Source organism: Streptomyces sp. NPDC042346 (assembly GCF_055581845.1).
In genome coordinates, this window is sequence record NZ_JBVJEH010000009.1 from 120,671 (window position 1) to 143,970 (window position 23,300).

Consider the following 23,300-nt stretch of genomic DNA (forward strand, 5'->3'; position numbering starts at 1 on the left):
GTGAACGGCCTCTCCACCATCCTCATCGTCGTCGGGCTCTTCCTGCTCGGCGGCATCTACTCCTTCGTGAAGCAGCAGATGCCGAAGGGCCTCATCGTGCTCGTCGCCATCGGCGCCGCGATGTGCATCTCCGCCGGCGTGCTCCGCCTGGACGTGTGGTCATGACCGTGACCGGCAGCCCCAAGAAGGTCGTCGTCTTCGACTACGGCTTCGGCAACGTCCGCTCCGCCGAGCGCGCGCTCGCCAGGGTCGGCGCCGACGTCGAGATCACCCGCGACTACGACAGGGCCATGAACGCCGACGGACTCCTCGTCCCCGGCGTCGGCGCCTTCTCCGCCTGCATGGACGGCCTCAAGGAGGCCCGCGGCGACTGGATCGTCGGCCGCAGGCTCGCCGGCGGCCGCCCCGTCATGGGCATCTGCGTCGGCATGCAGATCCTCTTCGCCAACGGGATCGAGCACGGCGTGGAGACCGAGGGCCTCGACGAGTGGCCCGGTACGGTCGAGCCGTTGAACGCCCCCGTCGTCCCCCACATGGGCTGGAACACGGTGGACGCCCCCGAGGGCAGCACGCAGTTCGCGGGCCTCGACGCCGACGCCCGGTTCTACTTCGTGCACTCCTACGCGGTGCGCGAGTGGAGCCTGGAGGTCGGCAACCCCAACATGCGCGCCCCCAAGGTCACCTGGGCCACCCACGGCGAGCCGTTCGTCGCGGCCGTCGAGAACGGCGCCCTGTGGGCGACCCAGTTCCACCCCGAGAAGTCCGGCGACGCCGGAGCCCAGCTCCTCACCAACTGGATCGGAACCCTGTGACAGTGTCTTCCAGCCGCCTGCTCGAACTCCTCCCCGCCGTCGACGTCCGCGACGGTCAGGCGGTCCGTCTCGTACACGGCGAGTCCGGCAGCGAGACCTCCTACGGCTCCCCCCTCGAGGCGGCCCTCGCCTGGCAGAGCTCGGGCGCCGAGTGGCTGCACCTGGTCGACCTCGACGCCGCCTTCGGCACCGGTGACAACCGGACGCTGATCGCCGAGGTCGCGCAGGCCATGGACATCAAGGTGGAGCTCTCCGGCGGCATCCGCGACGACGCCTCGCTCGCCGCGGCGCTCGCCACCGGCTGCACCCGCGTCAACCTCGGCACCGCCGCCCTGGAGACCCCCGAGTGGGTCGCCAAGGTCATCGCCGAGTTCGGCGACAAGATCGCCGTCGGCCTCGACGTGCGCGGCACGACCCTGCGCGGCCGCGGCTGGACCCGCGACGGCGGCGACCTGTACGAGACGATGGCCCGCCTCGACGCCGAGGGCTGCGCCCGCTACGTCGTCACCGACATCGCCAAGGACGGCACCCTCCAGGGCCCCAACCTGGAGCTCCTGAGGAACGTCTGCGCGGCCACCGACAAGCCCGTCGTCGCCTCCGGCGGCGTCTCCTCCCTGGACGACCTGCGGGCCCTGTCCGGCCTCGTCCCGCTGGGCGTCGAGGGCGCGATCGTCGGCAAGGCGCTCTACGCCAAGGCGTTCACCCTGGAAGAGGCGCTCGCGGCGGTGAAGTCGTGACCTCCGAGGTCCGCAAGGTGGTGACCGGCGCTCCTTGGGAGGAGCAGTTCGGCTACTCCCGCGCGGTGGAGCTGCCGAACGGCCTGGTCCTCGTCGCCGGCTGTACGTCGGTGGTCGGCGGCCAGATCGCCGGGGGAGGCCCCTACGAGCAGACGGTCAACTCCTTCAACGTGGCCCTGGACGCGCTGAAGCAGCTGGGCCTGGGCGCCGAGCACGTCGTGCGGACGCGGATGTACATCACGCACGCGCGGGACGTGGACGAGGTCGGCCGCGCCCACAAGCAGCTGTTCGACGCCGTCCGCCCCGCCGCGTCGATGATCATCGTCTCCGGCTTCGTCGACCCGAGTCTGGTCGTCGAGGTGGAGGTCGAGGCGTACCGGACGGAGGCCTCCGCATGAGCCTCGCCGTACGCGTGATCCCCTGCCTGGACGTGGACAACGGCCGGGTCGTCAAGGGCGTCAACTTCCAGAACCTCCGCGACGCGGGCGACCCCGTCGAGATGGCCAAGCTGTACGACGCCGAGGGCGCCGACGAGCTGACCTTCCTCGACATCACCGCCTCCTCCGGGAACCGGGAGACCACCTATGACGTGGTGCGCCGCACCGCCGAGCAGGTCTTCATCCCGCTCACCGTGGGCGGCGGGGTCCGGGCGGCCGAGGACGTCGACAAGCTGCTGCGGGCCGGGGCCGACAAGGTGGGCGTCAACACCGCCGCCATCGAGCGCCCCGAGCTGATCCAGGAGATCGCGGAGCGCTTCGGCCGTCAGGTGCTCGTCCTCTCCGTGGACGCGCGCCGGACCGAGTCCGGCTCCTTCGAGGTCACCACGCACGGCGGGCGCCGGGGCACCGGCATCGACGCCGTCGAGTGGGCCCACCGGGCCGCCGAGCTCGGCGCGGGCGAGATCCTGCTCAACTCGATGGACGCGGACGGCACCAAGGACGGCTACGACACCGAGATGATCGCGGCCGTGCGCAAGCACGTCACGGTCCCGGTGATCGCCTCCGGCGGCGCCGGCAAGCTCTCCGACTTCGCGCCGGCCGTCGAGGCGGGCGCGGACGCGGTGCTCGCCGCCTCCGTCTTCCACTTCGGCGATCTGCGGATCTCGCAGGTCAAGGACGCGCTGCGGGAGGCGGGCCACCCGGTCCGCTGAGCCGTCGTCAAGAAGGGCCCCTGCGGGGGCCCTTCTTCTTCCCGAGACGTGCAGGATTATTTGTGCAATTTCTGTTGTGCAAGTTTTCCTGTGGATCTAGGGTCGGTGTCATGACCTCGCAGGAGAACCGTCGGATCACCGATCTCGGCACGCTCAAGGCCATCTCGCACCCGCTGCGGATGCGCCTCTACCGCGCCCTCTTCGTGGCCCGCACCGCCACCGCCTCCCAGCTCGCCGACCAGGTCGACGAGGCCGTCTCACTCGTCAGCTACCACCTGCGCAAGCTCGCCGACCACGGCCTCATCGAGGAGGCCGAGACCCAGTCGGCGGACGGCCGCGAGCGCTGGTGGCAGCCGAGCTCGTACGGGGTCAGCATCCGCGACGAGGACGTCCGCGGCACCCCCGAGCTGGCCGCCGCGAGCGACGCCCTCGGCCGCGCCATCAACGAACAGCGCACCGAACTCCACCGGCGCTTCCTCGACGAGCGGCTCACCTGGTCCGACGCGTGGCGCTCCGCCTCCGTCAGCGCCGAGTGGCTGCCCCGGCTCACCGCCGCCGAACTCGCCGCCCTCGGCGCGGAGCTCGACGCCGTCCTGGAGAAGTACGACCAGAAGGCCCGCGCCGCCGAAGCCGCCGGTGAGACCGAGGGCCGCGAGAACGTCGCCGTCCACCTCCACGCGTTCCCCTACCGCTCATGACGGCCACCCAGCTCGCCGCCCCCGTCGAGCGCCCCGCCTACCGCGACCCCAACATCCTGCGCTGGCTCGGCGCGTACACCGCCTCCGCCACCGGCGACATGGTCTACCACCTGGCCCTCTCCTGGGCCGCCGTCCAGAGCGGCACGCCCGCGCAGGCGGGGATCGTCCTCGCCCTCAGCGCCGTGATGCGCGCCCTCCTGATGCTCGGAGGGGGAGTGGTCGCCGACCGCTTCGGGCCCTGGCGGGTCGTCATATCCTCCGACGCCGTCCGCTGCGCCGTCGTCCTCGGCGTCGCCGCGACACTGGCGCTCGCCACCCCCGGCCTCTGGGTCCTCGCCGCCGTCGCGCTCGTCTTCGGAGCCGTGGACGCCCTGTTCATGCCCGCCGTCGGCGCCCTGCCGCCACGGATCGCCGCCTCGGGACAGCTCGGCCGGGTCCAGGGGATGCGGGGCCTCGCCTACCGCGTCTCGGTCCTCGTCGGCGCCCCGCTCGGCGGCCTCGCCGTCGCCCTCGGCGGATCGGCCGCCGCCTTCGGCACCGCCGGGCTGCTCTTCGCCCTCTCGCTGCCCCTGCTCCTGACGCTCCGCCTCAGGCCGCTGCCGACCGACGAGGGGGCACGGGAGAAGACCACCGCCCTGCGCGACCTCGCCGACGGGCTGCGCTACATCCGCCGCCACCGCGTCCTCGGCCCGCTGATGATCGTCGTCGCCCTCAGCGACCTCGGCTTCGTCGGCCCCCTCAACGTCGGCCTCGCGCTCCTCTCCGACCAGCGCGGCTGGGGCGCCGCCGGCATCGGCTGGGTCCTCGCCGGTTTCGGTACGGGAGCGGGGGCCGCGTCCCTGCTCCTGACCGTCCGGGGCCGCGTCCCGCGCGCCGGACTCGTCCTCTCCTGGACCATCGCCCTCGGCGCCGTGTCGATCGCCGCCCTCGCGTACGTGCCGGGGCTGCCCGCGGCCGTCGCCGTGTCCGTCTCGGTCGGCCTGCTCGCCGGCCTCAGCGGCGCCCTGTGCGGAGCACTCACCCAGACCGAGTGCGACCCCGCCTACCTGGGCCGGGTCACCTCGGTGTCCACCTTCTTCAGCCTCGGCATCGCCCCGCTGAGCTTCCCGCTCACCGGCGCGGCCGTCGGCCTGTGGGGCCCCGGGCCGGTCTTCACCGCCAGCGCCGCGGTCTGCGCCCTCGGCGGGCTCTACGGCCTCTCGGTGAGGTCCCTGCGCCGCGCGGAGCTGCCGAAGTAGCCCGGACCTGGACCCCCGAAGCAGCCCGGCCCGGACTCAGATCCCCAGCTGCTTCGCCTCGCGCAGCCGCTCGATCGCGTCCGGCTCGCCGTCCAGGGCCACCTTCGCCACCGCCTGGCGGCCGTACAGGTACATCAGGAGCTCGCCCGGCTCCCCGGAGGCCGTCACCACCGGGGTGCCGCGGTGGGCGACGGCCGTCTGGCCGTTCGGGCGGCGCAGCACCAGGCCCACCGGGGCCTTCCGGCCGAGGAGCCGGGCCATGCGCTCCAGACGGGACCAGAGGGCGTCCGCGAAGACCGGGTCGAGCTCGCGCGCCGACCAGTCGGGCTGGGCGCGGCGTACGTCCTCCGTGTGGACGTAGAACTCGACGACGTTCGCGCCCTCGTCCACCTGCTTGATGGTGAACGGCGAGAACCGCGGCGGCCCCGTACGAATGAGCTGGATCAGCTCCTCGTACGGCTTGTCGGCGAACTCCGCCTGCACCCGGTCCTGCCGCTCTTTGAGCGCCGGTACGAGCGCACCCGCCGCCGCGTCCGGGCGCCGCTCGCGCACCACCACATGGGCAGCGAGGTCCCGGGTCCGCCAGCCCTCGCAGAGCGTCGGGGCGTCCGGGCCCGCCGCCTCCAACAGATCGGCGAGCAGAAGCCGTTCACGTTTCGCATGCGTCGACATGCCCGCCAGCGTACGACCGGCGCCACCGGTCCGCCCAGTGGACGCCCCGCCGGACACCGTCCCCGGGCGCGGCACAATGGCGCCATGAGCAGCAATCTCGACCCGGCCATCGCCGCCCGCCTCAAGCGCAGCCCCGACGGGCTCGTGCCCGCCATCGCCCAGCAGTACGACACCGGCGAGGTGCTGATGCTCGGCTGGATGGACGACGAGGCCCTCCACCGCACCCTCACCACCGGCCGCTGCACCTACTGGTCCCGCAGCCGCAACGAGTACTGGGTCAAGGGCGACACCTCCGGGCACGTCCAGCACGTCAAGTCCGTCGCCCTCGACTGCGACGCCGACACCGTCCTCGTCAAGGTCGACCAGGTCGGAGCCGCCTGCCACACCGGCGACCGCACCTGCTTCGACGCCGACGTGCTCCCGCTCTCCCAGTAAGGTCTGGCGCCATGGATCTCGAGACCTTCCGCAAGCTGGCGGCCGACCGCCGCGTCATCCCCGTCAGCCGCAGGCTCCTCGCGGACGGCGACACCCCGGTCGGGCTCTACCGCAAGCTCGCCGCCGAACGCCCCGGCACCTTCCTCCTCGAATCCGCGGAGAACGGCCGGAGCTGGTCCCGCTACTCCTTCATCGGAGTCCGCAGCGACGCCACCCTCACCGTCCGGGACGGCGAGGCCCACTGGCTCGGCACCCCGCCCGTCGGCGTCCCCACGGACGGCGACCCGCTCCAGGCCCTGCGCGCCACCGTCGAGACCCTCCACACCCCGCGGAGCCCCGAGCCCGGCATGCCCCCGTTCACCGGCGGCATGGTCGGCTACCTCGGCTACGACATCGTCCGCCGCCTGGAGAAGATCGGGGACTCCACCCGCGACGACCTGGAGCTCCCCGAGCTCACCATGCTCCTCACCAGCGACCTCGCGGTCCTGGACCACTGGGACGGCACCGTCCTGCTGATCGCCAACGCGATCAACCACAACGACCTGGAGACCGGCGTCGACGAGGCGTACGCGCACGCCGTCGCCCGCCTCGACGCCATGGAGGCCGACCTGGCCCGCCCGGTCGCCACCGCCCCCGCCGCCCTCCCCGCCTCCGAACTGCCCGAGTTCTCCGCCCTCTGGGGCGGCCCGGCCTACCAGGACGCCGTCGAGGACATCAAGGAGCGCATCCGGGCCGGCGAGGCCTTCCAGGTCGTCCCCTCCCAGCGCTTCGAGACCGCGTGCACGGCCTCCGCGCTCGACGTCTACCGGGTCCTGCGGGCCACCAACCCGTCCCCGTACATGTACCTCTTCCGTTTCGAGAACGGCTTCGACGTCGTCGGATCCAGCCCCGAGGCCCTCGTCAAGGTCGAGGACGGGCACGCGATGCTCCACCCGATCGCCGGCACCCGGCACCGCGGCGCCACCCCGCAGGAGGACCACGACCTCGCCGAGGAGCTGCTCGCCGATCCCAAGGAGCGCGCCGAGCACCTCATGCTCGTCGACCTCGGCCGCAACGACCTCGGCCGGGTCTGCGCGCCCGGCTCGGTGGAGGTCGTCGACTTCATGTCCGTCGAGCGCTACTCGCACGTCATGCACATCGTCTCCACCGTGACCGGCAGGGTCGCCGAGGGCCGGACCGCCTTCGACGTCCTCACCGCCTGCTTCCCGGCCGGCACGCTCTCCGGCGCCCCCAAGCCCCGCGCCATGCAGATCATCGAGGAGCTCGAACCCTCCCGGCGCGGTCTGTACGGCGGATGTGTCGGTTATCTCGATTTCGCCGGCGACGCGGACACGGCCATCGCCATCCGCACCGCCCTGCTCCGCGACGGCACCGCGTACGTGCAGGCCGGAGCGGGTGTCGTCGCGGATTCCGATCCGGTCGCCGAGGACAACGAGTGTCGCAACAAGGCCGCGGCCGTGCTCCGCGCCGTACACACCGCCAACCGGATGAACGGCTCCTGAGCACGTAGGGGATAGTGGGGTACGTGAGTGCCGTACCCGTACCCCAGCCCCGGGCCGCCCGCGCGGCCGTCCCCACCGGCGGCCGCCGCAGCCTGGCCGCGGCCCTCCTCCTCGGCGCCCTCGGCGCCACCGTCGTCCTGCTCTCGGCCGGCCAGATCTGGGCGGAGGGCATCGCCTCCGTCGGCGGCGGCACCGTCGCCGTCGAGGCCGACGGCAGCGCCGTCACCGGCGTGCCGACGGCCCTCGCGATCGTCGGCCTCGCCGCGCTCTTCGCCGTCTTCGCCGTCCGCCGCACCGGCCGCACCCTCGTCGCCGCGCTCCTCGCGCTGAGCGGCGCCGGCGCCGCGCTCGCCGCCGTCCTCGGCGCGACCGACAGCGCGGCCCTGGACGCCGAGGCCGCCCGGATCAGCGGCGACACGGCCGCCGCCGTGGCCGGTCTGACCCACACCGCCTGGCCGTATGTCACGGCCGCCGGCGCCGTCCTCATCCTGCTCGCCGGGCTCCTCGCCCTGCGCTTCGGCAAGAGCTGGCCCGGGATGGGCGGGCGCTACGAGCGGTCCGGGACCCCGCGCACCGCACGCAAGGCCCCCACGGTCGACCCGGACCGCCCCGAGGACCTCTGGAAGGCCCTGGACCGCGGCGAGGACCCCACCCGCGGCGAGTGAGCCCGCGAAGGCGATCCGGAGGGCCGACCGCGACGCGTGATCGTCCGGGCACCCCCGATTCATCCTCGCGCGCCCGCGTGCGGGACAATGGGCACCGAGTGTCCGCGCACGCGAGACCTCACCACCGAGCAACAGCAACGAGGAGCAACTCATGGCGGGCAGCGCCCACGGACACACCCCGGCCGCCTGGACCGGTGTCATCATCTCCTTCATCGGCTTCTGCATCGCCGGCGTCTTCATGGTGGCCGCCAACCTGCCCGGGTTCTGGGCCGGCGTGGGTGTCATCGTGCTCGGCGGCATCGTCGGCGGCGCGATGAAGGCGGCCGGCCTCGGCATGCCGAAGGAGTCGGCGGCCGTCGCCGCCGCCCGCGAGGCCGCCACCGCGACCGCGCAGGCCCGTTCCTGACGCGACACGCGTACCTGAAGGCGCAGTCCGGCCGTGCCGGGCTGCGCCTTCGCGCGTCAGGAGCGAGAATCACCGGGTGGACCCGCAGCCGACGGCCGAAGCCGAGACCGACGATCCCCTCGCCCGACCGGGTGAACCCGCCCGGGCGGACGCCCCGGGTCCGGCCGCGCCCGCCGGACCCCCGGTGCACCCGGCCGTACACCCGGCCGCGCAGCCCGTTCCGGCGCCTCCCGCGCCTCCCGTGTCCCTCCTGCCTCCCGCGCATCCCCTGCCTCCCGCGCATCACCTCCCTCCGCTGCCTCCTGCGCCTCCCGTGCCTCCGCGGCCGCTCGCCCGGCGGCTCCTCGCGCCGGTCGCGACCCTCGCCGGGGTCGCCGCCGCCTTCGCCTACGTCGGGGCCGTCGACCCCAACGAACCCGGGCACTACCCCGTCTGCCCCCTGCTCCGCTTCACCGGCATCTACTGCCCCGGGTGCGGCGGACTCCGCAGCGCCCACGCCTTCGCCCACGGCGACCTCCCGGCCGCCCTGGGCTCCAACGCCCTCGCCGTCCTCGGCTACGGACTCTTCGCCGTCGTCATGGCCCTGTGGCTGATTCGTGCCATCCGCGGGGTGCCCATGCGCCTCGCGATCTCCCCGGCGTGGTGGTGGGGGATCGGGGCCGTCCTCGCCCTCTTCACCCTGGTCCGGAACCTTCCCTTCGGCTCAGCGCTGGCCCCGTGAGGGCCCGCGCGCTCCCGGGCAAACCCCCACGGGAGTCCCAGCAGGTGGGACGCCACTCCGGCCGATGCGAGTCCGGGGCCGTCCTGCGGATAGGATCGATGTGGCTGAACCTGGTTCCTCATCACCATCACCGTCCCGGAAGGGGGCCCCTCGCGTGAGTGTGCTCGACGAGATCATCGAAGGCGTACGCGCCGACCTCGCAGAGCGGCAGGCGCGGGTCACCCTCGACGAGCTCAAGGAACGCGCCGCCAAGGCGCCGCAGGCCAAGGACGGCGTCGCCGCACTGCGCGGCGACGGCGTCAAGGTGATCTGCGAGGTCAAGCGCTCCAGCCCGTCCAAGGGCGCGCTCGCCGCGATCGCCGACCCCGCCGGACTCGCCGCGGACTACGAGGCGGGCGGCGCGGCCGTCATCTCGGTCCTCACCGAGCAGCGCCGCTTCGGCGGCTCGCTCGCGGACCTGGAGGCCGTCCGGGCCAAGGTCGACATCCCGGTCCTGCGCAAGGACTTCATCGTCACCGCGTACCAGCTCTGGGAAGCCCGCGCGTACGGGGCGGATCTCGCGCTCCTCATCGTCTCGGCCCTGGAGCAGGAGGCGCTGGTCTCCCTCATCGAGCGTGCCGAGTCCATCGGGCTGACCCCGCTGGTCGAGGTCCACGACGAGGACGAGGTCGAGCGTGCCGTCGACGCGGGCGCCCGGATCATCGGCGTCAACGCGCGGGACCTCAAGACCCTCAAGGTCGACCGCTCCACCTTCGAGCGGGTCGCCCCCGAGATCCCGGCGCACATCGTCAAGATCGCCGAGTCCGGCGTCCGGGGCCCGCACGACCTCATCGCGTACGCCAACGCGGGCGCCGACGCGGTCCTGGTCGGCGAGTCCCTCGTCACCGGCCGCGACCCGAAGGCCGCCGTCGCCGACCTGGTCGCCGCCGGCGCCCACCCGGCCCTCCGCCACGGCCGGAGCTGAACCTGACATGACCGTCGTCCGCGCCACGCCGACCCCTCCGGGCACCGCCCGGGGGATCGTCGGCGTGCCGTCGACGGTCACAGGACGTGGCGGCAGGCTGCGTATCGCCGCCTCCGTCCCCGCGCATGCCCCGCTGGCCAGGGGCTGCCGACCGCGTGGCTGCCGCGCGCCCGCCCGCCGTGTCCACGGCCGCCGGGTCCGGTACGTGATCGGCGACGAGCCGGGCCAGGTCAACGGCATGCGATGGCGCCCGCGCCTCGCGCGCACCTTCATCAACACCACCACCGCCTAACCCGACCGCTCCGCCCCCTGCCCCTCCGTTGTGGGCAGTCGTTCCGCTGGGCTGGGGGTCCCCCCTCTGGGGGAGGGTGGGCACAACGGAACGGCGCCCTTGCGGGCGCGTTCCGCACCTGTGCCTACCCGCACCACGTGCCCGGCCCGCCCTCGTGGGCACCGGGTTTCGGGAGCGGAGGCACCCGCAAAGGGTGCCGTCCCGTGTGCCCACCCGTCCCGCCCTGCGGGACGATTGCCCACACGGGACTCGGGCGCAGCCCGCACGGGACCCGGGCGGAGCCCGGTGGTGTAGCGGCGTTGCCGTTGGTGAAGGGGTCGCGCGCATAACGTGACCATCTACCGCAACGCGATCCGGGGCACCCGCCCCGCGAGGAGCATCCGCATGTCCAGCGAGTTCTTCATTCCGGACCTGGAAGGTCAGGTCCCCACCGCCGAGGGGTACTTCGGCGCCTACGGCGGCAAGTTCATCCCGGAGGCCCTCGTCGCCGCCGTGGACGAGGTCGCCGCCGAGTACGACAAGGCCAAGGCCGACCCCGAGTTCGCCCGCGAGCTCAACGACCTCATGGTCAACTACACCGGCCGCCCGAGCGCCCTCACCGAGGTCCCCCGGTTCGCCGAGCACGCCGGCGGTGCCCGGATCTTCCTCAAGCGCGAGGACCTCAACCACACCGGCTCGCACAAGATCAACAACGTGCTGGGTCAGGCCCTGCTGACCAAGCGCATGGGCAAGACGCGGGTCATCGCCGAGACCGGCGCCGGTCAGCACGGCGTGGCCACCGCCACCGCCTGCGCCCTCTTCGGCCTCGACTGCACCATCTACATGGGCGAGATCGACACCCAGCGCCAGGCCCTCAACGTGGCCCGGATGCGGATCCTCGGCGCCGAGGTCATCGCCGTGAAGTCCGGCAGCCGCACCCTCAAGGACGCCATCAACGAGGCGTTCCGCGACTGGGTCGCCAACGTCGACAGGACTCACTACCTGTTCGGCACCGTGGCCGGCCCGCACCCCTTCCCCGCCATGGTCCGCGACTTCCACCGGGTCATCGGCGTCGAGGCCCGCCGCCAGATCCTGGAGCGCGCCGGACGCCTCCCCGACGCGGCGATCGCCTGCGTCGGCGGCGGCTCCAACGCCATCGGCCTCTTCCACGCCTTCGTCCCCGACGCGGACGTGCGCCTGATCGGCTGCGAGCCGGCCGGTCACGGCGTCGAGACCGGCGAGCACGCGGCCACCCTCACCGCCGGCGAGCCCGGCATCCTGCACGGTTCGCGCTCGTACGTCCTCCAGGACGAGGAGGGCCAGATCACCGAGCCGTACTCGATCTCGGCCGGCCTCGACTACCCGGGCATCGGCCCCGAGCACGCGTACCTCAAGGACAGCGGCCGCGGCGAGTACCGCGCCGTCACCGACGACGCCGCCATGCAGGCGCTGCGGCTGCTCTCCCGTACCGAGGGCATCATCCCGGCCATCGAGTCGGCGCACGCCCTGGCCGGCGCCCTGGAGGTCGGCAAGGAGCTCGGCAAGGACGCGCTGCTCCTGGTCAACCTCTCCGGGCGCGGCGACAAGGACATGGACACGGCCGCCCGCTACTTCGGCCTGTACGACGGGGAGGGTTCCAAGTGACGACCGGAAACATCCAGCTGCTGAGCGAGACCCTCGCCAAGGCCAAGGCCGAGAACCGGGCGGCGCTCATCGCCTACCTGCCTGCCGGCTTCCCGACCGTCGACGGCGGCATCGCGGCCATCAAGGCCGTCTTCGACGGCGGCGCGGACATCGTCGAGGTCGGTCTCCCGCACAGCGACCCGGTCCTCGACGGACCGGTCATCCAGACGGCCGACGACATCGCCCTGCGCGGCGGCGTCAAGATCGCCGACGTCATGCGCACGGTCCGCGAGGCCCACGAGGCCACCGGGAAGCCGGTCCTCGTCATGACCTACTGGAACCCGATCGACCGCTACGGCATCGAGCGCTTCACCGAGGAGCTCGCCGCCGCCGGCGGCGCGGGCTGCATCCTGCCCGACCTGCCTGTCCAGGAGTCCGCCGTCTGGCGCGAGAACGCCGACAAGCACGGTCTCGCCACCGTCTTCGTCGTCGCGCCCAGCAGCAAGGACGCCCGCCTCGCCACCATCACGGCGGCCGGCTCCGGCTTCGTCTACGCCGCCTCGCTCATGGGTGTCACCGGCACCCGCGAGTCGGTCGGCGAGCAGGCGGCCGATCTCGTCCGCCGTACCCGCGCCACCTCCGAACTGCCGGTGTGCGTCGGGCTCGGCGTCTCCAACGCCACCCAGGCGAAGGAGGTCGCCGTCTTCGCCGACGGCGTCATCGTCGGCTCCGCCTTCGTCCAGCGGATCCTCGACGCCGACGGCGACGAGGCCGCCGGGCTCGCCGCCGTAAGGGAACTGGCAGGCGAACTCGCGGCCGGCGTGCGTCGCGTTTCGTAACCCATTTGGGTGGATCTGGAACCGGGGAGGCACGTACGTGCCTCCCCGGTTCGTTGCTGTGGGCGTGAGCGAGAAGAACCGTGGTGACGGTAACCGGAGCGCGCGGGAGCGCCTCCAGCAGCAGCGCGAGCGCGACAAGGCCCGTGAGAAGCAGCGGCGCGTCCTCATCGTGTCGGCGGCGGTGGTCGGCGTCCTCGGCCTGGCCGCGGTCGTCGGGGTGATCGCCGCGAACAGCGACGGCGGCGGCGGATCGGACAAGGCGGGCCCGGTCGTGGCGCCGACGGGGGCCATCGAGGGCGACAAGCCCGCCGTCCCCACGGGCAAGGCGGACGCCCCGTCGACGCTCACGATCTGGGAGGACTTCCGCTGCCCGGCGTGCGCCCAGTTCGAGAACGTCATGCGGGACACCATCCACGAGCTGGAGGCCTCCGGCGCGCTCAAGGCCGAGTACCACCTCGCCACCCTCATCGACGGGAACATGGGCGGCAGCGGCTCGCTCCGCGCGGCGAACGCGGCCGCGTGCGCCCAGGACGCGGGGAAGTTCACCGCGTACCACGACACGCTCTACATCAACCAGCCGCCGGAGACGGACGACGCCTTCGGGAACAACGCCAAGCTGATCGAGCTGGCCGCGAAGGTGCCGGGGCTCGACACGCCCGCCTTCCGCAGCTGCGTCGAGGACGGCACGCACGACAGCTGGGTGGCGAAGTCCAACGAGGCCTTCCAGAACGGCGGCTTCCGCGGCACCCCGACCGTCCTCCTCAACGGCGAATCGATCTTCCCGACGAAGGGGAGCGAGCAGATCTCCCCGGAGAACCTGAAGAAGTGGGTCGCCGAGGCCAACAAGGGCAAGAAGTCCGGAACGGCCTCTCCGGCGGCCTCCTCGGCCGCTCCCTCGGCGGGTTAGTTACCCATACGTTGCCGGGTGGGCTGCCGTCGTGCCCGCCCGGCAAGGTAGCGTCGGACCTGCCATGGACCTTGCCTATATTCCCAGCCCGTCGACCGGCGTGATCAACCTCGGACCGATCCCGCTGCGCGGCTATGCCTTCTGCATCATCATCGGTGTCTTCGTCGCCGTCTGGTACGGCAACAAGCGCTGGATCGCCCGGGGCGGCACCGCCGGCACCGTGGCCGACATCGCCGTCTGGGCGGTGCCCTTCGGCCTCGTCGGCGGACGCCTCTACCACGTGATCACCGACTATCAGCTGTACTTCAGCGAGGGTGAGAACTGGGTCGACGCCTTCAAGATCTGGGAGGGCGGCCTCGGTATCTGGGGCGCCATCGCGCTCGGCGCGGTGGGTGCCTGGATCGGCTGCCGTCGACGGGGCATCCCGCTCCCGGCGTACGCGGACGCGATCGCGCCCGGCATCGCCCTCGCCCAGGCCATCGGCCGCTGGGGCAACTGGTTCAACCAGGAGCTCTACGGCAAGCCCACCGATCTGCCCTGGGCCCTGAAGATCACCGAGAGCGCGAACCGCGAGGCCGGGCTCTACCACCCGACCTTCCTGTACGAGTCGCTCTGGTGCGTCGGCGTCGCCGCCCTGGTCGTCTGGGCCGACCGCCGCTTCAAGCTGGGCCACGGGCGCGCCTTCGCGCTCTACGTCGCCGCGTACTGCGCGGGCCGCGTCTGGACCGAGTACCTGCGCGTCGACGAGGCGCACCACATCCTCGGTCTGCGCCTGAACGTGTGGACGGCGATCATCGTCTTCCTGCTCGCGGTGACCTACATCGTGATCTCGGCGCGGATCCGGCCGGGACGCGAGGAGATCGTGGAGCCCAAGGCCGAGAAGACCGACAAGGCCGACAACGCCGATGAGGGCGACGAGGGCGAGACGGCTGATGAGGCCGGGAAGTCCGGGGACGACGCCGTCGGTGGTGAGCCCGGGGACGCCGTGACGGACACGGATACGGACACAGACACGGATACGGATACGGACGTGGATCACGGTGCCGACAACGGCGCCGGATCGGCCGCCAAGGGCTGATCCTCCGTCGTCGAAGGGCCGTCGGGACCGAGAGGTTCCGGCGGCCCTTTCGCATGCGGCGGGTCAGGCCGTGCGGGAGGCGAGGGCGAGGACCCGGTGGGCGCCCTCCACGACCGCCGCGTCGACGAAACGGCCGTCGGGGAGAGCCAGGGCACCCCGGCCGGTCCGGGCCGCAGCGACGACCTCCCGCGCCGCGTCGACCTCATCCGGGGTGGGGAGGTAGGCCCGCTCGATGACGGGGAGCTGGCGGGGATGGATCGCCGCCCGGCCGAGGAAGCCCATCGCCCGGCCCCGGGCGCAGCTGGCGGCCAGGGCGTCCAGGTCGCCGATGTCGGGGTGGACCGACTGGGCCGGGGGCGGCAGGGCGGCCGCGCGGGCGGCGACCACGACGCGGCTGCGCGGCCAGTCGAGGCCGCTGTCGTCCCGTACCCCCAGGTCGGCGCGGAGATCGGCCTCGCCGAGCGCGATGCCGCGCACGTCGGGGTGGGCGGTGGCGATGGCGTAGGCGTGCTCCACGGCGAGGGCGTTCTCCAGGAGCGGGTAGAGGGGCAGACCGGGGGCGAGGCCCGCGATCCGGTGGATGTCAGTGGCGTGTGTCACCTTGGGTACACGGAGACCGCAGAGGCCGGGGAGGGGGGCCAGGGTGGGGATGTCGAGCGGGGAGTGGACGCGGACGTGCACCGGGACGGGGTGGGCGTCGGCGAGCAGATCGACCGTGGCGTCGAGGGCGTACGCCTTGCGGTGCGGGGCGACCGCGTCCTCCAGGTCGACGATGACGACGTCGGCGCCGGAGAGCAGGGCCTTGGACACGACCCCGGGGCGGTCGCCGGGCGCGTACAGCCAGGTGAGGGGAGTGCGCAGCCGCTCCATACCGGTCATACCGCTCCCTGGGCGCGGAGGGCGTCGATCTCGGCGGGGGTGAGGCCGAGCTCGGTGAGGACGTCGGCGGTGTCGGCGCCGTGCGGGCGGCCGGGCCAGCGGATCGCGCCGGGGGTCTCGGAGAGGCGGAAGAGCACGTTCTGCATCTTGATCGGGCCGAGTTCCGGGTCCTGCACCTCGGTGACGGTGCCGAGTGCCCGGAACTGCGGATCGTCGAGGACGTCCCGGACGTCGTAGACCGGGGCGATGGCGGCCTCGGCCTTCTCGAAGGCGGCCATGGCCTCGTCGCGGGTGTGGCGGGCGATCCAGGTGCCGACCGCCTCGTCCAGGACGTCCGCGTGCGCGGCGCGGCCCGTGCCGTCGGCGAACCACGGCTCGTCGACGAGCTCAGGGCGGCCGACGAGACGCAGCACCCGCTCGGCGATCGACTGGGCGGAGGTGGAGACGGCGACCCAGGAGCCGTCGGCGGTCCGGTAGGTGTTGCGCGGGGCGTTGTTGCGGGAGCGGTTGCCGGTGCGGGGCTGGACGTAGCCGAGCTGGTCGTACCAGAGGGGGTGGGGCCCGATGACGGAGAGCATCGGTTCGATGATCGCCATGTCGACGACCTGGCCGCGGCCGGTCGTGGTCCTGGCGGTGAGCGCGGTCATCACCGCGTACGCCGTGGCGAGGGCGGCGATGGAGTCGGCCAGGCCGAAGGGGGGCAGGGTGGGCGGGCCCTCGGGCTCGCCGGTGATCGCGGCGAAGCCGCTCATCGCCTCGGCGAGGGTGCCGAAGCCGGGGCGGTGGGCGTACGGGCCGAACTGGCCGAAGCCGGTGACGCGGGCGAGGACGAGACGCGGGTTGACGGTGGAGAGCTCCTCCCAGCCCAGACCCCAGCGTTCCAGGGTGCCGGGGCGGAAGTTCTCCACGATCACGTCGGCTTCGGCGGCGAGTCCGAGGAGGGTGTCGCGGCCGCCCGGTGCAGAGAGATCGAGGGTGATCGTCCGCTTGTTCCGGCCGAGGACCTTCCACCACAGACCGACGCCGTCCTTCGCGGGGCCGTGGCCGCGGGACGGATCGGGCTTGCGGGGGTGCTCGACCTTGATGACGTCGGCGCCGAAGTCGCCGAGCATCGTCGCCGCGAGCGGGCCGGCGAAGAGCGTCGCGAGGTCCAGGACGCGCAGTCCGTGGAGGGGAGGTGCGGGGGCGGCGGGGGCATGGGGGGCGGTCGTCATGCGGGGTCGGCCTCCAGGTCGTCGAGGGAGCCGAAGGCCGCCTCGATCTCGGTCCGGTACGGCATCGAGGTCGACGCGCCCTCGCGCTGGACGGAGAGCGCGGCGGCGGTCTGCGCCCAGGCGAGCGCCTCGGGGACGGGCCGGCCCTCGCCGAGGGCGACTGCGAGGGCGCCGACGAAGGTGTCGCCTGCGGCGGTGGTGTCCACGGCCCTGACACGGGGGGCGGGCACGGTGACCGGCTCGGCGCCGCGCGCCGCGTACAGGCTGCCGGCCGCGCCCAGGGTGACGACGACCTCGGGGACGTCCCGCAGCAGGGCCTGGGCGGCGGCGTGCGGGTCGGTGAGTCCGGTGAGCGCGGTGGCCTCGTGCTCGTTGGGCACCAGCAGGTCGGTGGCGGCGAGGAGTTCGGGAGGGAGCCGTTGGGCGGGGGCGGGCGTCAGAACGGTGCGGACGCCGAGACGGCGGGCGGTCGCGGCGCCCTCGACGACGACGGAGAGGGGGAGTTCGAGCTGGAGGAGCAGGGCGTCGGCGGTGCCGATCAGGGCCTCGTCGCCGTGACTGAGTGAGACGACGGCGGCGTTGGCGCCGGGGACGACGACGATCGCGTTGCCGCCCTCGTCGTCGACGACGATGTGGGCGGTGCCGGAGGGGCCCTCGGCGGTGCGCAGGAGGTCGGTGTCGACGGCGCAGTGCTCCAGGTTGGCCCGGAGCCGCGCACCGAAGTCGTCCGCGCCGACCGCGCCGATCATCGCGACCTCGGCGCCGGCGCGGGCGGCGGCGACGGCCTGGTTGGCGCCCTTGCCGCCGGGGATCGTGCGGAACGCGCGGCCGGTGACCGTCTCGCCGCGGGCGGGCGCCCTCGGGACGTAGGCGACGAGGTCCATGTTCGTGCTGCCGAGTACGACGATGCTGGTCATGGGCGTACTGCCTCCAGATGTGTCAGTTCGGCCAGGGTGTCGAACCCGATGCCGTCGAAGGACGGGACCGAGGTCGCGAGACGGTTCTTGAGGGGGGTGGTCCAGTGCTCGGGCAGCCGGTCGGGGTGACCGGCGAGCAGCCCGGCGACCGAACCGGCGGTGGCGCCGTTGGAGTCGGTGTCCCAGCCGCCCGAGACCGCCGCGCAGACGGAGCGGGAGAAGTCTCCGTCGCCGTGCGTGAGGGCGGCGGCGAGCAGGGCGGCGTTGGGGACGGCATGGACCCAGTGGTACCCGCCGAGTTCGGCGTGCAGACGGTCGACGACGGTGTCGAAGTCGCTCTCCTCGCGGGCGGACGCGATGCCCAGGCGGACGGCCGCGGCGAGGCGGGAGCGGGGCGGGATCACCGCGAGTCCGGCGGCGAGCGACCGGTGGACGTCGGCGGTGCCGGTCGCGGCGGTGGCGAGGGCGGCGGCGACGAACATGGCGCCGTAGACGCCGTTCGCGGTGTGGGTGAGCGCCGCGTCCCGGTAGGCCTGCGCGGCGGCGGCGACCGGGTCGCCCGGGTGGGTCCAGCCGTGGACGTCGGCCCGGATCTGGGCGCCGATCCACTCACGGAAGGGGTTGCGGTGGACGGCGGTCAGCGGGGGTTCGACGCCGTCGAGGAGATTGCGGTAGGCGACGCGCTCGGCCGTGAAGGTGCGGCCTGCGGGGAGTTCGTCGAGCCAGAGGCGGGCGACGTCGGCGGTGGTGAAGTCGCGGCCGTACCGCTGGAGGAGCAGCAGGTTGAGGAGGGGGTAGTTGAGGTCGTCGTCCTCGGGCATCCCGTCGATGTTCTCGGCGAGGGAGGTGGGGGCGGAGCGGCGGTTCCAGGGGTGGGCGGCGAGCAGGTCCGGGGGGACGCCGCGGGCGGTGAACCAGGTGGAGAGGGGCCAGTTGCCGGTGGCGCGGGCGAGGGCGCGGATGGCGGGGAGGGGCAGCTTCTCGACGGGCTTGCCGAGCAGACACCCGACGGCCCGCCCGAGCCAGGCGGCGTGCAGCCGGTGGAGGAGGGAGCCGCTTTCCCCCACCCCGCCCCTTCCCGAAACCCTGACGGGACCGGGGGCGCCACCCCCGAACCCCGGGGTCCCCGGCGCTTCGCGCGGGGGGTGGTGCGGGGGTTCGCCCCCGAACCCCGGGGTCCCCGGCGCTTCGCGCGGGAGGTGTTGGGGGGCTTCGCCTTCGAGTCCTCGGCTCTCCGGGGCTTCGCTTGGGGGGTGGTGGGGGGTGTCCGGCGTCGGGGGGTGTGGCCGGGCGTTCCTGTCTTCGTTGAAGCCGGGGGTGGGTGCTTCGTGAGGGGGTTCGGGGGTGGAGACCCCGGTGCCGGCAGGGTTGGGGGGAGGGGTGGTGAGAGGGGTGGTGAGAGGGGTCGTCAGAGTTTGGATGCTGGGCAGTGGTGTCGGTTCGTGCTTCGCCGACGGTGTGGGGAGGGTCGCGAGGGCGTCCAGGAGTTCCTCCGCCAGGGGGCGGAGGTCCGGGCGGGGTACGGCGGAGGCGCCGGCCGTCTCCGGGGCCTGCGGGCCGCCCGCCGCGTGCCAGCGCGCGGCGATCGCGGCGGCGTCGCGGCCGTCCTCCGCCGCCTGGCGCAGCTCGTGGCCCACCAGGTCCTCCGGCTGCACCCAGGTCAGCCGGAGGTTCACCGGTCCGCGCTCGTCAGTGTCGTGAAGGCCGCCTCGTGCGCCCGGCGCGCCTTCTCGTCCTGGGCGAAGACCTCGCGCGTCACCCGGGCCAGCGCCGCCGCCGGGGCGTGCAGGTCGAGCCGGCTCGCCTCCGCGACCCGCTTCGCCCAGTCGGCGGGAACGGCGGACTCGCCGTGCAGGGCGCCCACGATCGCGCCCGCCATCGTGGCGATCGAGTCGCAGTCGCGGCCGTAGTTGACCGACCCCAGGACCGTACGACGGAAGTCGCCCTCGCCGACGAGCAGCATGCCCAGGGCGATCGGCAGCTCCTCGATCGCGTGCAGGCGGGACGGGCGGCGGGCGCCGAGGGAGGGGGAGCGGTAGTCGGGGCCGACCGTGTCGAAGGGGGCCACCGCCGCGCGGAGCGGGGTGAGCGCGGACTCGAAGTCCGTGTGGCGGGCCGCCACTTCCGCGACCGCCTCGATCGCCGACCTGGTGCCGTCCTTCGCGAGGGTGAGGGCTGTGTCGACGATCGAGGAGGGCGTCGCGCCCGGCGCGCAGGCCGCGGCGACCGCCGCCGCGAAGACGCCCGCCGCCTCCCGGCCGTACGAGGACTGGTGCGCGCCCGCGACGTCGAGGGCCTCGGCGTAGGCGGCCGCGGGGTGGCCGGCGTTGACGAGCCCGACCGGCGCCATGTACATCGCGGCGCCGCAGTTGACGATGTTGCCGGCACCGGCCTCGCGCGGGTCGACGTGACCGTAGTGGAGCCGGGCCACGAGCCACTTCTCGGCGAGGAAGATCCGCTGGAGGGGGAGGGCCTCTGCCTCCAGCTCCGGGATCCAGACGGGGGAGCCCATGAGTTCGGGGACGAGGAAGTCCGCGACCGCGTACGCGTCGAGGTGGCCGCGGACCTTCTCGTACACCCGGATCAGGGCGTGGGTCATCAAGGTGTCGTCGGTGACGTGCCCGTCGCCCTTGTGGTACGGCGCGATGGGGCGGGCGGTGCGCCAGTCGTCGCCGTTCCAGGGGCCGACGATCCCGGTGACGCGGCCGCCGTGCCGCTCCAGGATCTGCTGGGGGGTGTAGCCCTCGACGGGGCCGCCGAGCGCGTCGCCGACGGCGGCCCCGAGGAGGCTGCCGGTGATCCGGTCATCCAGGGTGGGCACAGCCAGTGTGGGTGTCATGTCGGAATTGTCCACCTGGGGAGGCCGGTTCCGTGGCTCCCAGGAGCCCGGCGAGTTCGACCAGATCCGTCCCCGCGAGCCGGGGCAGCGCGCACCCCGCGAGCGTCCGGCAGGCCTCGCGCCAGGTCGCCGGCACCGAACGGCCGCCGCCCAGCGCGCCGGTGAGCGCGCCCGCGAGCGCGGGGGCGGAGTCCGCGACCCGGGAGAGGCAGACGGCGGCCGGTACCGCCGCCGTCATCTCGCCCCGGGCGGCGGTGGCGAGCGCGAGGGCGACCGGGACGGTCTCGGCGGCGGCGATCCCGTAGCTGTAGACGTGGTCCACGATCCGGTGCTCCAGGAGCGGGACCAGCTCGAAGGCCGAACCGGCGGTCCGGGCCAGCTTCACCGCGTACCGGGCGTTGCGGCCGATCTCGGTGACGGGCGGGAGTTCGGCGAGTGCCGCCTCGACGGCCTCGTCGACCGTCGCCCCGCCGAGGGCCGCGGCGACGGCCGCCGCCGTCGCGCGGGCGCCGTGGACGCCGTCCCCGTCCTGGGTGTACCGGGCGTCGAACTCGGCGAGTTCGGCGGCGGCGTGCGGGTCGCCGGGGTGGACGACGGCGAGGACGGCCGCCCGGACGCAGGCGGCGTCGTCGAAGTAGTGCGGGTTGTCGTGGCCGGTGGCGGGCGGGCGCAGACCGGTGGCGAGATTGCCGAGCCCGGCGCGTACGGAGATGCGGGCGCGGAGGGGGAGGACGGCGGACTCGACCTCGGGGGCGCGCTCGGCGGCGGCGGCGACCTGGCCGGCGAGGGCGTTCCAGGCGAGGTCGACGGCGGCGCGGAGGCGGCGCTCCGGGGGGAGGCCGGCGAAGACGGGGCCGGAGGCGGTGAGGATCGCCTCGGCGGTGAAGGCCGCCCACTCGGCGTCGTCGGAGGGGCCGAGGCGGAGGGGCTCGGGGGGCTGGTTGAGGGCGATGGGGACGGGGAGGGTGGTCGTCGCGTTCTGCTCGGCGAAGGTGTCGAGTTCGCGGGTGAGGCGGCGGGTCCACTCCGGCATGCGGGCGGCGCGGTGGCGGGCGGCGGGCCAGCCGGCGGCGTCGCCTGCGGCGAGGCCGAGGAGGAGGCCCTCGGTCTTGTCGCGACCGGCCCTGCGGGGGGCCTTCGGCTGAGGGGCGTCGGGCTGCGGGGCCTCGTGGGCGCCGGCGCCCCATGATCCGGTCCCGCGTACTGGGGCGGGGGCCAGGGGGTGGGTGTCCGGGAGTGGGGTGGGGGCCTGTGTGTCGGTGCCTGGGAGTGGGGCGGGGGCCAGGGTTTCGGTGCCCGGCAGTGGGGCGGGGGCCAGTGTGTCGGCGCCCAGTAGCGGGGCGGGGGCCTGCGGGTCACCGAGCAGGGGGCCGGTGCCCGGCATCGGGGGCTGTGCCCACCCGTCCCGCCCTGCGGGACGATTGCCCACAGCCGGCGCGGTGGTGGTGCCCACAGCGTTGGTGGCGGTAGCGCCTGCTGGGGCGGCGGTGTCCGCAGCGGTGGCGCCCGTGGTGGCGGTGGCGCCCGGGGTGGCGGCCGCGGCCGCCGCGGTGGTCGTCGTCGTGTTTGCGGTCATGTCAGGGTCTCCTCCGGGGTCAGCAGGTCCGCGATGTCCAGGACGTGGTAGCCGCGCATGGAGGGCAGGCAGCTGCCGGTGACCGGGGCGATGGCCGTCGACCATTCCTCCGGGATCGCCGAGGCGCCCGCCATCGCTCCGGCGAGGGCGCCCGCGACCGCTGCCGTCGTGTCGGCGTCGCGGCCCATGTTGACCGCGGTCAGGACCGCCGTACGGAAGTCCCCGCGGGCCGCCGCGAAGGCGCCGAAGGCCAGGCCCACCGCCTCCGGTGCCAGGTCCGTCCACGGGTAGCCGCCGATGACGACCGCCGAGCGGACCTGCCGTTCGCGGGTGAGCGGGTCCGGCTGGACGCGTTGCGCGGCGACGACCGCGCGGCGCAGGGAGCGGGCCGTCCAGGAGTCCATCGGGACGACGGAGAGCGCCGCCGCGATGATCGAGGTCACCCCCGCGCCCGCCATCGCCGCCGCGACGCCCGCCGCGACGGCCTGGCCCCCGTAGATGCCCTCGCCCTCGTGGCTGACGCTGCCGTCGATCGCGACGAGGCGCGCCGCCTCCGCCGGACGTCCGGCCGCGAAGACCCCGAAGGGCGCGGCGCGCATCGCGAGCCCGTCGCTCCAGGCGTGGCGGTGCTGGGCGGAGATGGGTGCGGCGAGGCCCCGGCGGAGGTTCTCCAGCGTGCCGCGCTCCGAGAAGCCCGCGCCGCGGAAGGGGCCCTCGTCGAGGTCGGCGATCCAGTGGTGCCAGGCCCGTTCGACGTGGTGGACGGTGAGCGCCGAGCCGTGCCGGGCGAGGAGCAGGGCCGAGAAGATCGCGTACTCGGTGTCGTCGGTGCCCGCCGGGCGGTCCGTCACGAAGCCCTCGATGCGGCCCCATCGGCGGCGGATCTCCGAGGGGCGCATGTTCTCGGCGGGCGCGCCGAGCGCGTCGCCGACGGCGAGGCCGAGGAGCGCCCCCCTCGCCCGTTCGCGCGTGTCGCATGCCGTGGTCGTCATTCTCGCGGCCCCTTCCTCGGTGGGGGCGCGCAGTGCGGCGTGCCCCGATGCCTGGATCTGTGCCACCGCGCGCCGCGAACTCGCTGAAGAAACGTCTCTGTCACCCGGCTGACACCTCGCCAGAACCAGGTTCACCCGGAGGGGCACTCCTAAGGGGCGCCTTAG

General features: G+C 73.7%; 26 protein-coding genes. 18 read left to right on the top strand and 8 right to left on the bottom strand.

What is annotated here, in order from left to right; genetic code table 11:
* The 7 genes from ACZ6K0_RS30430 to ACZ6K0_RS30460 all read left to right on the top strand — a co-directional run bounded on the left by ACZ6K0_RS30430 (position 1) and on the right by ACZ6K0_RS30460 (position 4,635).
* Entirely contained in the window at positions 1-165 is a 165-nt protein-coding gene (locus ACZ6K0_RS30430; RefSeq protein WP_376395300.1) for a hypothetical protein, read from the top strand.
* The gene (gene hisH, locus ACZ6K0_RS30435) at positions 162-812 is read left to right on the top strand and encodes an imidazole glycerol phosphate synthase subunit HisH (RefSeq protein WP_376395297.1); all 651 of its coding nucleotides are present in this window, start codon (positions 162-164) and stop codon (positions 810-812) included. The genes ACZ6K0_RS30430 and hisH overlap by 4 nt, the downstream gene beginning before the upstream one ends.
* A gap of 2 nt (positions 813-814) precedes the next feature.
* Entirely contained in the window at positions 815-1,549 is a 735-nt protein-coding gene (priA, locus tag ACZ6K0_RS30440) for a bifunctional 1-(5-phosphoribosyl)-5-((5-phosphoribosylamino)methylideneamino)imidazole-4-carboxamide isomerase/phosphoribosylanthranilate isomerase PriA (RefSeq protein ID WP_376395294.1), read from the top strand.
* On the top strand, positions 1,546-1,947 hold the full coding sequence (locus ACZ6K0_RS30445) for a RidA family protein (protein ID WP_376395291.1): 402 nt from the start codon (positions 1,546-1,548) through the stop codon (positions 1,945-1,947). Before priA ends, ACZ6K0_RS30445 begins: the two co-directional genes overlap by 4 nt.
* Complete coding sequence (gene hisF, locus ACZ6K0_RS30450; protein WP_376395288.1) at positions 1,944-2,699, top strand: imidazole glycerol phosphate synthase subunit HisF; 756 nt, start codon at positions 1,944-1,946, stop codon at positions 2,697-2,699. The genes ACZ6K0_RS30445 and hisF overlap by 4 nt, the downstream gene beginning before the upstream one ends.
* Positions 2,700-2,809: 110 nt before the next feature.
* A complete protein-coding gene (locus ACZ6K0_RS30455; RefSeq protein ID WP_469228281.1) occupies positions 2,810-3,397 on the top strand; it encodes a helix-turn-helix domain-containing protein in 588 nt (195 codons plus the stop codon).
* The gene (locus tag ACZ6K0_RS30460; protein WP_469228279.1) at positions 3,394-4,635 is read left to right on the top strand and encodes an MFS transporter; all 1,242 of its coding nucleotides are present in this window, start codon (positions 3,394-3,396) and stop codon (positions 4,633-4,635) included. Before ACZ6K0_RS30455 ends, ACZ6K0_RS30460 begins: the two co-directional genes overlap by 4 nt.
* A gap of 36 nt (positions 4,636-4,671) precedes the next feature.
* On the opposite strand, the gene ACZ6K0_RS30465 is transcribed toward ACZ6K0_RS30460, so the two are convergent.
* Positions 4,672-5,307: a TIGR03085 family metal-binding protein gene (locus tag ACZ6K0_RS30465; protein WP_376395281.1), complete on the bottom strand. Its 636-nt coding sequence runs from the start codon at positions 5,305-5,307 to the stop codon at positions 4,672-4,674.
* A gap of 84 nt (positions 5,308-5,391) precedes the next feature.
* Here ACZ6K0_RS30465 and hisI point away from each other — a divergent pair, with 84 nt between their 5' ends.
* The 11 genes from hisI (at position 5,392) to lgt (ending at position 14,718) form a co-directional block, all read left to right on the top strand.
* Positions 5,392-5,742: a phosphoribosyl-AMP cyclohydrolase gene (gene hisI / locus ACZ6K0_RS30470; RefSeq protein WP_024757910.1), complete on the top strand. Its 351-nt coding sequence runs from the start codon at positions 5,392-5,394 to the stop codon at positions 5,740-5,742.
* Between the two features lie 11 nt (positions 5,743-5,753).
* Entirely contained in the window at positions 5,754-7,244 is a 1,491-nt protein-coding gene (locus ACZ6K0_RS30475; RefSeq protein ID WP_469228277.1) for an anthranilate synthase component I, read from the top strand.
* Between the two features lie 14 nt (positions 7,245-7,258).
* Positions 7,259-7,909, top strand: coding sequence for a TIGR02234 family membrane protein (locus ACZ6K0_RS30480; RefSeq protein ID WP_469228275.1), 651 nt, complete (start codon positions 7,259-7,261; stop codon positions 7,907-7,909).
* A gap of 151 nt (positions 7,910-8,060) precedes the next feature.
* Positions 8,061-8,315, top strand: a complete 255-nt coding sequence (locus ACZ6K0_RS30485) for an HGxxPAAW family protein (protein WP_469228273.1) — start codon at positions 8,061-8,063, stop codon at positions 8,313-8,315.
* 313 nt (positions 8,316-8,628) lie between these two features.
* A complete protein-coding gene (locus ACZ6K0_RS30490) occupies positions 8,629-9,036 on the top strand; it encodes a DUF2752 domain-containing protein (protein WP_469228271.1) in 408 nt (135 codons plus the stop codon).
* Positions 9,037-9,190: 154 nt separating this feature from the next.
* Positions 9,191-10,000 (top strand): indole-3-glycerol phosphate synthase TrpC, encoded by an 810-nt coding sequence (gene trpC, locus ACZ6K0_RS30495; RefSeq protein ID WP_376395270.1) that lies wholly within the window; start codon positions 9,191-9,193, stop codon positions 9,998-10,000.
* Positions 10,001-10,064: 64 nt separating this feature from the next.
* Complete coding sequence (gene trpM, locus ACZ6K0_RS30500; protein WP_469228825.1) at positions 10,065-10,292, top strand: tryptophan biosynthesis modulator TrpM; 228 nt, start codon at positions 10,065-10,067, stop codon at positions 10,290-10,292.
* A gap of 384 nt (positions 10,293-10,676) precedes the next feature.
* Entirely contained in the window at positions 10,677-11,915 is a 1,239-nt protein-coding gene (gene trpB, locus ACZ6K0_RS30505) for a tryptophan synthase subunit beta (RefSeq protein ID WP_376396133.1), read from the top strand.
* Positions 11,912-12,733, top strand: coding sequence for a tryptophan synthase subunit alpha (trpA, locus tag ACZ6K0_RS30510; protein ID WP_469228269.1), 822 nt, complete (start codon positions 11,912-11,914; stop codon positions 12,731-12,733). The genes trpB and trpA overlap by 4 nt, the downstream gene beginning before the upstream one ends.
* 64 nt (positions 12,734-12,797) lie before the next feature.
* Positions 12,798-13,640 carry a DsbA family protein gene (locus ACZ6K0_RS30515; protein WP_376395265.1) on the top strand — a complete coding sequence of 281 codons (843 nt, stop codon included), beginning with the start codon at positions 12,798-12,800 and terminating at the stop codon, positions 13,638-13,640.
* Between the two features lie 64 nt (positions 13,641-13,704).
* Positions 13,705-14,718, top strand: coding sequence for a prolipoprotein diacylglyceryl transferase (gene lgt, locus ACZ6K0_RS30520; RefSeq protein ID WP_469228267.1), 1,014 nt, complete (start codon positions 13,705-13,707; stop codon positions 14,716-14,718).
* 63 nt (positions 14,719-14,781) lie between these two features.
* Here lgt and ACZ6K0_RS30525 read toward each other — a convergent pair whose 3' ends face one another.
* Genes ACZ6K0_RS30525 through ACZ6K0_RS30555 form a run of 7 tightly spaced genes read right to left on the bottom strand, consistent with a single transcriptional unit; the run spans position 14,782 to position 23,135 of the window.
* Positions 14,782-15,597: an HpcH/HpaI aldolase/citrate lyase family protein gene (locus ACZ6K0_RS30525; RefSeq protein WP_469228265.1), complete on the bottom strand. Its 816-nt coding sequence runs from the start codon at positions 15,595-15,597 to the stop codon at positions 14,782-14,784.
* Positions 15,594-16,811 carry a CaiB/BaiF CoA transferase family protein gene (locus tag ACZ6K0_RS30530; RefSeq protein ID WP_376395256.1) on the bottom strand — a complete coding sequence of 406 codons (1,218 nt, stop codon included), beginning with the start codon at positions 16,809-16,811 and terminating at the stop codon, positions 15,594-15,596. Before ACZ6K0_RS30530 ends, ACZ6K0_RS30525 begins: the two co-directional genes overlap by 4 nt.
* Positions 16,808-17,728 (bottom strand): ribokinase, encoded by a 921-nt coding sequence (gene rbsK, locus ACZ6K0_RS30535; RefSeq protein WP_376395253.1) that lies wholly within the window; start codon positions 17,726-17,728, stop codon positions 16,808-16,810. The genes ACZ6K0_RS30530 and rbsK overlap by 4 nt, the downstream gene beginning before the upstream one ends.
* Positions 17,725-19,404, bottom strand: coding sequence for an ADP-ribosylglycohydrolase family protein (locus tag ACZ6K0_RS30540; RefSeq protein WP_469228262.1), 1,680 nt, complete (start codon positions 19,402-19,404; stop codon positions 17,725-17,727). Before ACZ6K0_RS30540 ends, rbsK begins: the two co-directional genes overlap by 4 nt.
* A complete protein-coding gene (locus ACZ6K0_RS30545; RefSeq protein ID WP_469228260.1) occupies positions 19,401-20,567 on the bottom strand; it encodes an ADP-ribosylglycohydrolase family protein in 1,167 nt (388 codons plus the stop codon). The genes ACZ6K0_RS30540 and ACZ6K0_RS30545 overlap by 4 nt, the downstream gene beginning before the upstream one ends.
* Complete coding sequence (locus tag ACZ6K0_RS30550) at positions 20,533-22,143, bottom strand: ADP-ribosylglycohydrolase family protein (RefSeq protein WP_376395247.1); 1,611 nt, start codon at positions 22,141-22,143, stop codon at positions 20,533-20,535. Before ACZ6K0_RS30550 ends, ACZ6K0_RS30545 begins: the two co-directional genes overlap by 35 nt.
* Positions 22,140-23,135, bottom strand: a complete 996-nt coding sequence (locus tag ACZ6K0_RS30555) for an ADP-ribosylglycohydrolase family protein (protein ID WP_056645764.1) — start codon at positions 23,133-23,135, stop codon at positions 22,140-22,142. Before ACZ6K0_RS30555 ends, ACZ6K0_RS30550 begins: the two co-directional genes overlap by 4 nt.
* Positions 23,136-23,300 lie beyond the last annotated feature (165 nt).